The sequence below is a fragment of the Nostoc sp. FACHB-892 genome (assembly GCF_014698795.1).
In the GTDB taxonomy this organism is placed as follows: Bacteria; Cyanobacteriota; Cyanobacteriia; order Cyanobacteriales; family Nostocaceae; genus Nostoc.
This window is the reverse complement of sequence record NZ_JACJTR010000011.1, coordinates 212,810-226,408: the sequence shown is the minus strand read 5'-3', so window position 1 is coordinate 226,408 and position 13,599 is coordinate 212,810. Positions and strand designations below refer to the sequence as shown.

7 protein-coding genes, 1 tRNA gene and 1 pseudogene are annotated in these 13,599 nt (G+C 42.7%); 6 read left to right on the top strand and 3 right to left on the bottom strand.

Annotated features, from left to right (window positions below):
* Positions 1 to 1,298: 1,298 nt before the first annotated feature.
* Positions 1,299 to 1,907: a 3-isopropylmalate dehydratase small subunit gene (leuD, locus tag H6G96_RS17240; RefSeq protein ID WP_190912583.1), complete on the bottom strand. Its 609-nt coding sequence runs from the start codon at positions 1,905 to 1,907 to the stop codon at positions 1,299 to 1,301.
* 88 nt (positions 1,908 to 1,995) lie between these two features.
* On the bottom strand, positions 1,996 to 3,399 hold the full coding sequence (gene leuC, locus H6G96_RS17235) for a 3-isopropylmalate dehydratase large subunit (protein ID WP_190912582.1): 1,404 nt from the start codon (positions 3,397 to 3,399) through the stop codon (positions 1,996 to 1,998).
* Positions 3,400 to 3,679: 280 nt separating this feature from the next.
* Here leuC and H6G96_RS17230 point away from each other — a divergent pair, with 280 nt between their 5' ends.
* The 5 genes and pseudogenes from H6G96_RS17230 to H6G96_RS17210 all read left to right on the top strand — a co-directional run bounded on the left by H6G96_RS17230 (position 3,680) and on the right by H6G96_RS17210 (position 12,632).
* Positions 3,680 to 5,029, top strand: coding sequence for an AAA family ATPase (locus H6G96_RS17230; RefSeq protein WP_190912581.1), 1,350 nt, complete (start codon positions 3,680 to 3,682; stop codon positions 5,027 to 5,029).
* Entirely contained in the window at positions 5,026 to 5,214 is a 189-nt protein-coding gene (locus H6G96_RS17225; RefSeq protein ID WP_190912580.1) for a hypothetical protein, read from the top strand. Before H6G96_RS17230 ends, H6G96_RS17225 begins: the two co-directional genes overlap by 4 nt.
* Before the next feature lie 187 nt (positions 5,215 to 5,401).
* Positions 5,402 to 10,837 carry a ribosome assembly protein 4 gene (locus H6G96_RS17220; RefSeq protein ID WP_242063300.1) on the top strand — a complete coding sequence of 1,812 codons (5,436 nt, stop codon included), beginning with the start codon at positions 5,402 to 5,404 and terminating at the stop codon, positions 10,835 to 10,837.
* Between the two features lie 177 nt (positions 10,838 to 11,014).
* Positions 11,015 to 11,697: pseudogene (locus tag H6G96_RS17215) on the top strand (hypothetical protein).
* 191 nt (positions 11,698 to 11,888) lie between these two features.
* Positions 11,889 to 12,632, top strand: coding sequence for an alpha/beta hydrolase (locus H6G96_RS17210; protein WP_190912579.1), 744 nt, complete (start codon positions 11,889 to 11,891; stop codon positions 12,630 to 12,632).
* A 171-nt stretch (positions 12,633 to 12,803) separates the two neighbouring features.
* On the opposite strand, the gene H6G96_RS17205 is transcribed toward H6G96_RS17210, so the two are convergent.
* A tRNA-Val gene (locus H6G96_RS17205) sits at positions 12,804 to 12,876 on the bottom strand.
* A gap of 120 nt (positions 12,877 to 12,996) precedes the next feature.
* Between H6G96_RS17205 and H6G96_RS17200 the strand changes: the two genes are divergently transcribed.
* Entirely contained in the window at positions 12,997 to 13,584 is a 588-nt protein-coding gene (locus H6G96_RS17200) for a metal-binding protein (RefSeq protein ID WP_190912578.1), read from the top strand.
* The last annotated feature ends 15 nt before the right edge of the window (positions 13,585 to 13,599 follow it).

Sequence of the window (13,599 nt, the reverse complement as noted above, 5' to 3'; positions counted from 1 at the left end):
GCTCTATTGGTTGGTCCTGATCCTGGGGTCCAAATTACTGCCATGATTGATTCTCCTAATTCTGGATTTCTAAGTGAACAATGAGCTACTAGTAGTTCAGTTTTAAGAAAAGTATGAAAATACTAGTTTCTATTTATGAACTACAAAACTTAATAGCTTTTAGCTGCTAAGTATTACTCAGGGGTGTATTCCTTTTTTATGCAGAATATTGGTTTTTGGAAAACTTCCTTACTATAAAACCATATGGTTAAGGTAAGGCTAAAAGTCTGTTATCAAAGTCAATTTTTTAACGTAGATGCCACAGGCTTCTGCTAACGAGCAGCGTCTTGCAGAGAAGGCGCAGAGAGAAGAAATAAATGTTTAATACGAGTATATTATACTATGACATTTGCAGACAGAACTTACTACATACTGAATTTTTAGGTCATGTAGAAAAGAAAAATGGCTCGTAAATGCCTTTGCTGAAGAGGCTTTCAGCTAATTGAATGATTTTAAATAAAGTTTGAACAATAAATAAGAATTAAATAGTAACCCGTGCTTATGTTGTGATTTTATTGACAAATAATTAATGAATTAACAGTATTAATAAGTGAGTATTTATCTGTAAAATATAGTGAGTTTTTATCCATAGTATATAAAAGTGCCAGTGATCTAAACGCAAGTATGAATTGGTATTCATACTTTTACTAAGGAAGGGTTTTTACTGAAGATTGAAGCATTCGTTTTTGCATTTACTCTCAAATGAGCATTTATTTAAGGAGTAAAATGTAATACTTTAAATATAATTAAATATTTTTTTCTAAAGTTAGTTCTAGTGGAGTGATATCATGTTCAGTAAATTGCTTTTCATTGTCGAAGAACCCCACCAAAGCTGTGCTTTATATCCCTTCATAGTTTGCAGGGAGCAGATTTATTTCATACGAAAAAAGAAAAATACATAAGTCTTGATTTCTCGTTTTGTGGCATAGCTTTTTACCCCGCTTCCATTCCTCTCCTCCACGGGGGGAGAGGCTTTGAAACGCAGTTTTAATTTTTCTCTGCTTGTATGAAACCACCCTGCTTCCCAGTTTCCAGGGAGGGGTTGGGTGTGGGGTGTTAAGATATGCAGCGATATAATAAGTAGTCAACCGAACTTGATATGAAGCGCCACTGAACGCACCACTTTATCGTTGCAAAGTACCTAGAGGTTGATAACCTGCAACTTGGGTTGATGATTAATTTTTGATGTTTTTATGGAGCGGTTATAAAATTATTGGCATTTTCTCATTCCCTGGCTGACAACCAGAGAATGAGAGAAACTAACTCGCGGCTAAATTGCCCCAACCCACGTAGGGTAATTTTGCAGCCGTTACCCGAACTTGGTCAGCATTCGCCACCAACTGACCGCAAGCGTCCCAAGTCCCAGAAATAAATGTGCTTCTTGTTCCTTCACCGATCGCAACTGAGGCAGTGTAATCACCAATTTGCACTTGCAAGGTTTCCAGATTTACTGTGACGGCGGCTTGGGGATTGGCAGCCACTAACTCTTGCAGTTGTTTAACAGTAACAGCATCGGCACTCACGCAAGGTATGCCCATTGCTACACAGTTACCGAAAAAGATTTCCGCGAAGCTTTCACCGATTAAAGCTTGGATTCCCCATTTTGCGATCGCTTGGGGTGCGTGTTCTCGTGATGAACCACAGCCAAAGTTGCGGTTGACTATTAAAATATTCGCGCCTTGGTACTGGGGTTGGTCAAAGGGGTGTTCACCTTTAAGTGCTGTCCGGTCATCAATAAATGCACCTTCACCTAACCCATCAAAGGTAACGGCTTTCAAATATCGCGCGGGAATGATGCGATCGGTATCTATATCATTCCCTACTAAGGGTATACCCCGCCCTGAAACTGTTTTAACTTCACTCACCATAAACTTTATTTACCCATCATTTCAATGACAGCCTGTTAATTTCTACAAATGACCAATGACAAATGACAAATGACAAATGACAAAAAAATTACAGCAACTCGCGTACATCAGAGACTTCGCCTTTTATCGCAGCAGTAGCGACCATTGCCGGACTCATTAACAATGTTCGACCGGAAGAGGAACCTTGTCTTCCTTTAAAGTTGCGGTTGGAGGAAGAAGCGCTGATTTGTCTTCCTTGTAGCTTATCGGGGTTCATGGCTAGACACATGGAACATCCCGGTTCACGCCACTCAAATCCGGCTTCCTGAAAGATTTTATCTAATCCTTCAGCTTCCGCCTCTTCTTTTACCCTTTCAGAACCAGGAACAACGAAGGCTTTGATTCCCTCCGCGACGTGGCGACCTTTGGCGATTTTCGCAGCTTCTCGCAAATCGCTAATTCTGCCGTTGGTGCAACTGCCAATAAAGCAGACATCTATTTTAGTGCCCTTGATCGGTTGACCAGGATATAAATCCATGTAGCGGTAAGCTTCTTCGGCAATAAATCGGTCTTCTTCTAGTAGTTCTTCCGGTTGAGGCACTGACTGGTTGACACCAATACCTTGACCGGGAGTAATCCCCCAGGTAACAGTAGGAGGAATTTCTGTAGCGTCGAATATCACCACATTATCGTACTGGGCATCAGCATCGCTTTTAATGGAATCCCACCAAACCACTGCTTTATCCCAATCTGCATCAATGGGTGCAAAATCTCTGCCTTTGAGGTAATCGTAGGTGACTTGATCTGGATTGACATAGCCGCATCTAGCACCGCCTTCGATCGCCATATTGCAGACAGTCATCCTCTCTTCCATGTTCATTTGCTCAAATGTCGTACCTGCAAATTCGTAAGCATAGCCCACGCCACCTTTAACACCAAGGGTGCGGATGATATGCAAGATGACATCTTTGGCGTAAACTCCTGGGTTGAGGGTGCCATTAACTTCGATTCTGCGGACTTTCAGTTTTGATAGGGCAAGCGTTTGGGAAGCGAGAACATCCCGGACTTGACTAGTACCAATACCAAATGCGATCGCACCAAATGCTCCATGACTGGAAGTGTGGCTATCTCCACAAGCGATCGTCATTCCTGGCTGAGTCAGCCCAAGTTCTGGAGCGATTACATGAACTATACCCTGACTACCAGAACCGATATTGTAAAAAGTTATGTTATTTTCTTGACAGTTATTTTCCAGCGCCTGAATCATTTCCTCTGCCAAGCTATCCACAAAAGGACGCGCCTGATTTTCTGTCGGCACAATATGATCGACAGTGGCAACAGTCCGTTCTGGAAATAGTACTTTTAGACTCCTCTCACGTAACATAGCAAAGGCCTGGGGACTGGTGACTTCATGAATTAGGTGAAGCCCGATAAATAGTTGCGTCAGTCCTGAGGGAAGTGTACCAACGGTGTGTAAGTCCCAAACTTTATCAAACAGGGTACCTTTGCTCATACGTCAATCAATATTTCAAGAGTCCGGTCTTAAATAGTATCAAAAAAAATCTCGGTTTTTGCAGATCACTTAAATATTACTTACAGTTTTGTACTCTTAATTTCTCTGTGCCTCTGTGGTTTTATTCTTCCTTAACGAACCGCAGAGGCGCTGAGAACACAGAGGAAGAGAGGTAAAAGCGAAAATTCTCCGAAATAGTGAGATGCAATGATGTAAGTAACTTTATCCTTTGGCACAAGGATATGTTAATAAAATACGAGATAGTTGCACTACCAGCATTATGCCCATAGATTTACGGGAATTTTATCAGGCTAGCGATCCCAGCAGAACTCTGTTTGTCAACCATAGCTCTGATAGCAAGTATTATATAGATTTTTCCTCAGTCCGAGGTGGTGATATTCTTGGCAAACTGAAGCAGAAGATTACTTTTTTTAAGCCTAATGAACCCACTTGCACGTTATTTACTGGGCATATTGGTTGTGGAAAATCGACAGAACTATTGCGATTACAAGCAGAACTAGAAAAGTTAGGCTTCCATGTGGTCTATTTTGAGTCCAGTGACGATTTGGAAATGACCGATGTTGATATTGCTGATGTGCTGCTAGCGATCGCTCGGCGTGTAAGTCAAAGTCTGGATAAAATTACTCTAGAGTCACCCAACAAGTTTAATGAGTTGCTGCAAGGTGCTTGGAAGGTCTTAAACTCCGAGGTGACTGGGGCAAAAGTTAAGGTTCCGGTGCTTGGTGATGTTGGTTTATCCGCAGATAAAGAAAAACTTTCTTTGTCTATGGGCATTGGTGAAATCACTAGCAAGATGAAAAATGACCCAACCCTGCGAGAAAAACTTAATCAGTATTTAGCACCGCAAAAAACTAAGCTGCTAGAAGCGATTAATCAAGAATTATTAGAACCTGCCGTGGCTAAACTCAAACAGCAGGGTAAAAATGGTCTAGTGGTAATTGTCGATAATCTTGACCGCATAGATAATCGTGTCAAACCTTGGGGTCGTCCGCAGCAGGAATATTTATTTGTCGATCAAGGTGAGTTTTTGACCAAGCTGAATTGTCATCTCATCTACACCATGCCCTTGTCTTTGAAGTTTTCCAATGATTACGGAATGCTGACTCAGCGTTTCCCAGAAGACCCCAAAGTGTTACCAATGGTACCTGTACAAAAGACTGATGGCAGTGTTCATACACAAGGAATGGCACTCATGCAGCAGATGGTACTTGCTAGAGCTTTTCCTGACATAACACCAGAGGAGCGTTTAAATAAAGTTACCGAAATTTTTGATAGTGCTGCTAGCCTAGAACGCTTGTGTCAAATGAGCGGTGGTCATGTGCGGGATGTGCTGAGGCTCCTAAATACCTGGATTATGGAAGAGATGAGCCTTCCCTTAACCCGTGAAACCTTAGAGGAAGTGATTCGTTCTCGGCGGAATGAAATCATGTTGCCAATTTCTGATGATGAGTGGCAATTGTTACGCCATGTCAAGGAAAGGAAAAAGGTGAGTGATGACCACGGATATCAAAAACTGATCCGCAGTCGGTTTGTCTTTGAATATCGGGATGGTGGCCAGTCTTGGTTTGATGTTAATCCCATCTTGGCGGAAGCGAAGGAGTTGCAGTGAAAACAATCCAAGAGTTAAAGACTCGGATTAAAGAACTCAGTCAACAAGCTGTTGAATTTAGTAGAAAAGCATCTGAAGTATGCTTAAGTAACCGTCAGCAAGCCAAGTATTTTAGACAACAAGCAAGAGAAGCTAGCAAACGCGCTCAAGTATTAATACAGGAGTTAAAATGCCAGGAAGTTTAATTTTGTAGTCAACTTAGAGCCTCCGGCATGCTGACGCGAACGTGGCTATACAAACATAGACGCTTTGCGGCTTCCCGGAGGGTAGTCCACAGAGGTGGACTAAGAAAAAATCAAGGGTTTGAAACCCACGGAGGTGGGTTTTGCCTGTGTAGACGCGGTTTCTAACCGCCCTTTTAACTTTTAACTTATGACAGACTCGCAATCACCAAAAAATGACCATATAAACAGCGATGTCTACGACGGGCTACGCCAACGCTCTCTGAAACAATTAGCTTGGGCGATCGAATCCTCCGTGGGACAGTTTAAGCTGATTTTGGCACGGTGTAATTATGCTAGCTTGCGCGATCGCTTAATCTCTAGACTGCGGGAAATTTGTCAAGTTGAAATTCGTGTCTTGGCAGTGCAGCAATCTAACAAAACTCTTTATACTGCGATTCAGGAAGAATTTGGCGCAGAAATACCAGCCTGTGTAATGGTTGTGGGTTTAGAATCAGTGCAGAATTTATCTGTGATGTTAACTTCTGCAAATCAGGTGCGGGAAGACTTTCGCAAGAATTTTGCTTTCCCCTTAGTATTGTGGATTGACGATGAAATCTACAAGCAACTAATACAGCTTGCACCAGATTTGGAAAGTTGGGCAACTACAAGAGATTTTGCCATATCAACACAGGAATTGATAGATTTTATCAGCGAAACGGCTAATCAATGGTTTAGTAATAACTTAAAGTTTAGTGTTGATGTATATATTAAACTGGAGAAGGAGTTAGAAGCAGCGCGTAAATATTTACTCAGCAAGCCAGATATTTATAATTTAGAAACTCAAGCTAATTTAGAATCTTTATTAGGATTTGTTAAACAAATAAATAATCAAAAAGATTCGGCATTAGAGCATTATCACAAAGCTTTAGAACTTTGGCAGCAAAATCATAATTTAGAACGACAGACAAAAATCCTTGGTGAGATTGGCTTTTGTTATTATTTAAAAGCTTTTAAACATCAAGATATCAATCATTCAGATTGGCAAACGACTTGGCATTATATTCAAGAGTATATAAATTTTATTAGCCAGTTTAGAAGTCCAGATTTAATTGCTAATGCAGTAGTTAAATTTGGTGATATCTTGCGAGAATTGCAAAAGTGGGAAACATTACAAAGTCTTTCAGAACAAGCTTTAGTAATCCATCGAAATAACAATCAATTAAGAGAACTAGCCAAAGATTACGGTTTTTTAGCTGAAGTGGCTTTGGCTCAAAATAATTGGGTTCAAGCAAATCAGTTAGTTAAGCAAGCCTTGGAAGTTTTTGCGGCAATTCCTAATCTGGAATCAGCGAATATATCAGGGGTTTTAGCTGCTGACTTTTCACAGGATCTGAAAAACCTCTCTCCAAACCTCTCTCCTGCAAGGAGAGAGGCTTTGAATTCTCCCCCTTCCCTCGTAGGGAAGGCGGCTGGGGGGTTAGGTTTCGCGGATGAGGTGAAAAGTCAGGTTTTATCTGATATTCCTGAAAGAGATTTCAAGTCAAAAGATTTGAGTTTATATCAGTTTATTTTAAGTCGTTCTCAATACCATTTAGGTCAAACTCAACAGGCAACTCTCAGCTTAGAAACTGCTAGGGATGTGGGTAATCCCCTAGAAGATGTCAGGCTTTACTTGGATATTCTCAGGTTTTTGCAGCAGCTTTACTTTGAGCAAAAAGAATATCTCAAAGCATACAACATCAAACAGCAACAGCGTTCTATTGAACAGCAATTTGGCTTGCGGGCTTTTATTGGTGCGGGTAGATTAGAAGCTACCAAACAGGCATTTGTAGAGACATTGCGCTCAAACTCTCCGCAAGGAAACATTGCCCCAGAAATTGCTGCATCTGGTCGCCTATTGGATGTAGAACGTTTAATTGAACGCATGGGTCGCCCTGATTATAAGTTGATAGTAATTCATGGGCAATCGGGTGTCGGCAAAAGTTCTCTGGTAAATGCGGGATTAATACCAGCTTTAAAGAATAAAGCGATCGGTATTCAAGATTATTTGCCCGTAGTAATGCGAGTTTACACCAACTGGGTAGAAGAATTAAGCAGGCTTTTAAGAAAAAGTGAGGAATCGAGAGTTTGTAGAGACGCGATTCATCGCGTCTTTCCTGATTGGCGACAGTCAGAACTCGGCACTTCAACCTCAGAACTCGGCACTTCAACCTCAGAACTCGGCACTTCGACCTCAGAACTCGGCACTTCAACCTCAGAACTCGGAACTTCAACCTCAGAATTCGGAACTTCAACCTCAGAACTCGGCACTTCGACCTCAGAACTCGGAACTTCAACCTCAGAACTCGGAACTTCGACTTCAGAACTCGGAACTTCGACCTTTGATATTCAAAATACCCACTCCTTAGTTCTCTCGTCTTCTTCACGTCCTAGTGCAGACGCGATGAATCGCGTCTCTACAAAGTTTCTAATCACTCAATTACGGGAAAACGAACAGCGCAACCTGCGAACGGTGCTAATTTTCGATCAATTTGAGGAATTTTTCTTTGTTTACACCGAACCTGCACAAAGAAAGCAATTCTTTGAGTTTTTGGGAGAGTGTCTGAATGTTCTATCGGTGAAAGTTATCTTATCACTGCGGGTAGATTACATCCATTACTTGCTAGAGTGCAATGATTTGTCCAGCCTCAAGATTATTGGCAATGACATTCTCAGTAATAATGTGCTTTACAAGTTGGGGAATTTCTCGCGTGCTGATGCGAAGTCAATTATTCAGCGTTTAACTGAAAATACTAGTTTCCGCTTGGAATGTGCTTTAGTTCAACAACTGGTGCAAGATTTAGCCGGGGAATTGGGTGAAGTTCGTCCCATTGAGTTGCAGGTTGTGGGGGCGCAACTGCAAACGGAGAATATTACAACTCTGGCAGAATATCGCAAGGGTGGCACTAAAGACGAATTGGTTAAGCGTTATTTGAATGAAGTTGTTAATGATTGCGGTGAAGAAAATCAGCAAGCAGCAGACATATTACTCTATTTGCTGACCGATGAAAAAGGAACTCGCCCTCTGAAGACTCGCGCTGAATTGGAACGCGATTTGTTGCCGTACTTATCGGAGATCCCCCCAACCCCCCTTAAAAAGGGGGGCTTTATTCTTTCTACCCCCTTTTTAACAACATTTGAGCGTTTAATTCCCCTACCTCAACCAATAGTATCTTTTGCAGTTAAGTTCAAATCTCCATTCCAAAACTTAATTACGAATTACGAATTACGAATTACGAATTATTTAAAGGCGGGGGGATCAGAGGCTAGGGCGGAACAAGCTTCTGAAATCAGTAAATTAGATTTAGTGTTAGAGATTTTTGTCCAATCTGGCTTGGTGGTTTTGCTACCAGAAAACCCCGCCGACCGTTATCAACTGGTACATGACTACATCGCCGCCTTTATCCGCCAGCAACAAGAACCGAAGTTAAAGCAGGTAATGGCGGAACTGGAAAAAGAACGAGAACAAAGAAAAATTAGTGAAGCGAAACTAAATAACTTTCTCAAACGCGCCTTTTTTGGTTCAGTTGCAGCCGGATTAGTCTTAGCTGGACTAACATTTACAGCCTGGGATGCAGCACAAAGGGCAGAAAAGGAAAAAAAACAAGCTGAAATCAGTGAAATTAACGCCCTTGTTAACTCTTCAGCCACCTTTTCTGCCTCTGGACAAACCTGGGATGCACTGACAGAAAGCTTAAAAGCACGCGGAAAACTGAAAAATGCCGGGAAGGTGGCGGTAGATACCCAGATGCGGGTTGTGGGAACATTGCGGAAAGCTGTGTACTTACAACCAGAAAACAAATTCCAAGAACTGAATACATTAGAAGGGCATAACAGTTCGGTCAGTAGCGTGGTGTTCAGCTCCGATGGGCAAAGGCTGGCTTCTGCAAGTGTTGACAACACCATCAAACTCTGGGATGTCGCCAGTGGTAAAGCTGTGCAAACCCTGACTGGGCATAGCAGTGCGGTCATTAGCGTGGTGTTCAGCCCCGATGGGCAAAGGCTGGCTTCTGCAAGTGCTGACAACACCATCAAACTCTGGGATGTCGCCAGTGGTAAAGCTGTGCAAACCCTGACTGGGCATAGCAGTGCGGTCTATAGCGTGGTGTTCAGCCCCGATGGGCAAAGGCTGGCTTCTGCAAGTGCTGACAACACCATCAAACTCTGGGATGTCGCCAGTGGTAAAGCTGTGCAAACCTTGACTGGGCATAGCAGTTGGGTCTATAGCGTGGTGTTCAGCCCCAATGGGCAAAGGCTGGCTTCTGCAAGTGTTGACAACACCATCAAACTCTGGGATGTCGCCACTGGCAAAGCTGTGCAAACCCTGACTGGGCATAGCAATACGGTCATTAGCGTGGTGTTCAGCCCCGATGGGCAAAGGCTGGCTTCTGCAAGTGCTGACAACACCATCAAACTCTGGGATGTCGCCAGTGGTAAAGCTGTGCAAACCCTGACTGGGCATAGCAGTTGGGTCTATAGCGTGGTGTTCAGCCCCGATGGGCAAAGGCTGGCTTCTGCAAGTTATGACAACACCATCAAACTCTGGGATGTCGCCAGTGGCAAAGCTGTGCAAACCCTGACTGGGCATAGCAGTTCGGTCTATAGCGTGGTGTTCAGCCCCGATGGGCAAAGGCTGGCTTCTGCAAGTTATGACAACACCATCAAACTCTGGGATGTCGCCACAGGCAAAGCTGTGCAAACCCTGACTGGGCATAGCAGTTCGGTCTATAGCGTGGTGTTCAGCCCCGATGGGCAAAGGCTGGCTTCTGCAAGTGCTGATAACACCATCAAACTCTGGCATGTCGCCACTGGCAAAGCTGTGCAAACCCTGACTGGGCATAGCAGTCCGGTCATTAGCGTGGTGTTCAGCCCCGATGAGCAAAGGCTGGCTTCTGCAAGTGCTGATAAGACGATAATTATATGGAATTTGGATTTAAATAAGTTAGTCAAAGATGGTTGTGGCTTGCTCAACAATTATTTGGTTGTCTATCCTGAAGTCCTGCAAGAACTAACAGAATGCCAAACTCCGCCTCGGCTGGTGCAAGCCGCTACAGTATTAGTCATCCAAGGTGAGAAATTAGCGCGAAATGAAGACATTGATAATGCTGTTGTCAAATTCCGCAAAGCACAGCAGTGGGATGCTAATTTAAGATTTGAACCTAACGTAAAAGCACAAGAGTTTCTCAACAAAGGCAAAGCTGAACGCTCAGTTGCTGAAGGAAATAGTCGCTTACAAGAGAACAAGTTTAAAGAAACACTAGCAGCTTATACCGCAGCCCTCAAGCTTGATCCAAAAGTCGAAATTCCTGCTGATTCTTGGAATACACTATGCTGGCGCGGGAGTCTGCAAAAACAAGCCGCCGATGTTTTACCAGCCTGTGAACAAGCCGTTGCCCTTGCACCTGAAGATGGCAATATTCGTAGTGTTCGTGGCTTGGCTAGGGCGCTAACAGGCAACTATCAAGGAGCAATTGAAGACTTTGAGGCATACATCGCCCAAACTGAAGATAAAGATAGTAAAGCACAACGGCAACGCTGGGTGAAAGATTTACGCGCCGGGAAGAATCCGTTTACAGATGCAGAGATTAAGAAGCTACAGAATTAGAGAATTGAGCCAAAAATTAAGTCATCTCACTTTTGCAAAAATAAGTCTATGACCTCTCCCCTAAGAGGGGAGAGGCTTTGAGTCTTACTCCCATTCCTTTGTAGGGAAGAGGGGTTGGGGGTTAGGTCTCTATTGAACTCAACCCAGAAGCGCTATAGATAATCACAAGGTGGAAGGATGCTATACAGCGATTTTAGTCTCGCTAAGGTGAAAAAGAGTTTTGACTTAACACTCGATGAAACTCGGAATTTATTTGCTGATACAAAACCTGTTATGGCGGTTCCCATTCAGATGCGGTACAAGATTATATTGCAAGGTGTAGGGGCACGGCACTGCCGTGCCCTTACGGGTGTACTCTCAAAACGATTTTAATAGATTACATCCCTTTAGCAACTGCAATCTCAACCGAAAAAGCAAGGTCGGAGTTTTTAATTGCACCAATCCTCGCAGAGGTCAGACGATTATTAAATAATAAAATCTCACTGTTCTCTGGAAATGAATTTAATGTTGATGCAACTCAAGGCTTACAAGGCTTTTGCGATTACATCATCAGCAATTCGCAAGAGCAATTATTTATTTCTGCTCCGGTAATGTTTATTTTTGAAACGAAAAAAGAAGATATTATCGGCGGTCTGGGTCAATGTGTAGCAGCGATGATTGCCGCGCAACTGTTCAATTAAAATCAAGGTAATGAAGTTGGGCGGATTTATGGCTCGGTTACTAGTGGAACTAACTGGAAGTTTTTATTTTTAGAAGATGCGACTGTTTATATAGATTTGACTGAATACTATATTAAAGAAGTTGATAAAATTTTGGCTATTTTATTGCAACCTTTTCAGCCTGTTTTAACTGCTATTTGAATACATATAGGAATCCTATAGCAGTCCTATTTGATTCGTGAAAAATATAAATAAGAAAACGTAGACGCATTCGCGGAGCGTCTCGTAGAGAAGCGGCTTGCCGCAGGCTACCGCAAAGTACTGGCTTTGGGCGCAAAGGGAAGAAAGAAGAAAGAGATATATAATTTTCACAAATGATTTAGGATTGCTATATGAGTCTATATTGTCTAGTTCACGGTGCTTTCCAGGCTACTTGGTGTTGGGATTTGCTAATTCCCTACTTAGAAACACAGGGTCACAAAGCCGTAGCAATGGATTTGCCAATTGAAAATGCATCTGCTACTTTGTCTCAATTTGCAGATACAGTAATTCAAGCGCTGCCAAAAACTGATGATGATATTGTCCTAGTCGGTCACTCAATGGCTGGTAGTATCATTCCCCTGGTTGCTGAAGCGGTAAAAGTGCGTCAACTAGTGTTTGTGGCTGCGCTGATACCTTATCCCGGAATCAGTACACTCGACCAATTTGCTCATCGTCTTGATTCTGATACGCTCAAATCATTCAATTACCAGCCAAAAGAGCCAAGTAAACTCCAACAGTTCTACGATGAGCCTGATATGTTTGAACCAGCTTCCGTAGGCAAAGATTATTCAGACGAAGCAGTATTAAGGGAGTTTTTCTATCATGATTGTCAACCGGATGTAGCACAGTGGGCAATCTCGAAAAGTCGTTCGCAACAATCTATGGCATATATATTTGAAACTAACTCTTTAAAAGCTTTGCCGCATATTGAACGTAAATATATTGTCTGTACCAATGACCGAATCTTGTCTCCTACATGGTCACGCTACGCTGCACGAAAACGCTTAGGAGTCGATGCCATTGAGCTACCTTCTGGACATTGCCCGCATCTGTCTTGTCCTGACCTTCTTGCTTCAGTATTAACTACTGATTAATTGTTTTAGGAGAGTCTAATTATTTTTTATGCCCTATCGGCAAGAGCAAGCATTCTCTATTCTGAAGATATGGAAGATGGGTTAGTAGTGGCTGGTTAATTAAATATTGCGAATCCATTTAAAAAAGACTAGAAACCACATATAAGTTGTTTCTAGCCTTAATTGACTTAATGGGCAGTACCAGACTCGAACTGATGACATCCTGCTTGTAAGGCAGGCGCTCTACCAACTGAGCTAACCGCCCGTTTGACTAATCCTTAATTAATATAGCAAAAGATTTCGCATTGCGCTAGTAGTTTTAAGAAATTCTTTTTTTCTCTTATACTGACTCATTATTCTGTTACTCAGAGAGGAAGGATTTAAGATGCCCTCTGGCCGAACGCACGATCGCATTACTATGTATACTCTGCCGTTCGTGGCGGGCATTACTTTCTGGCAAACTCGCAGTAGTAATGCGACTTTGTTAGTTGCAGCTGGGTTTCTCTTTGGCGGGCTGATGTTTGGCCCCGATTTGGATATTTACTCTGTGCAATTTCAACGCTGGGGTTTCTTGCGCTGGATTTGGCTACCTTATCAAAAAAGTCTGCGGCATCGTTCTTTTTTATCCCACGGGCCGATTATTGGCACGATTCTACGGATACTTTATCTGGGGTGTTTGCTTGCTATTGTGGCAATTTTCGTTTTGGCGGTCGCCGAAAGGTTATGGAATCTAAGCTTTACTTGGCAAGATTTGGGACAAAGTGTGGGGCGATCGCTCGTGCAATACGATACTGAATACATCGCCCTGTTTTTGGGGTTGGAACTCGGTGCAATGAGTCATTCTCTGAGCGATTGGGGGAGTTCGGCTTATAAGCGTTTTAAAAAGCAGGGGGTTCGGGGGTTGCTTCCTAGTGGCAAAATTAAGAGGCGGAAAGTGAGGGGTGGTGGTCGTCGGGTAAGAGTAAAGAAATAATTTTTTTAACGCAAA

What these genes read in the sequence shown, in the direction of transcription:
- H6G96_RS17210 (WP_190912579.1), top strand. Translation starts at nt 11,889, where the DNA reads ATGAGTCTATATTGTCTAGTTCACGGTGCTTTCCAGGCTACTTGGTGT.
- leuC (WP_190912582.1), bottom strand. Translation starts at nt 3,399, where the DNA reads ATGAGCAAAGGTACCCTGTTTGATAAAGTTTGGGACTTACACACCGTT.
- H6G96_RS17200 (WP_190912578.1), top strand. Translation starts at nt 12,997, where the DNA reads ATGCCCTCTGGCCGAACGCACGATCGCATTACTATGTATACTCTGCCG.
- leuD (WP_190912583.1), bottom strand. Translation starts at nt 1,907, where the DNA reads ATGGTGAGTGAAGTTAAAACAGTTTCAGGGCGGGGTATACCCTTAGTA.
- H6G96_RS17220 (WP_242063300.1), top strand. Translation starts at nt 5,402, where the DNA reads ATGACAGACTCGCAATCACCAAAAAATGACCATATAAACAGCGATGTC.
- H6G96_RS17230 (WP_190912581.1), top strand. Translation starts at nt 3,680, where the DNA reads ATGCCCATAGATTTACGGGAATTTTATCAGGCTAGCGATCCCAGCAGA.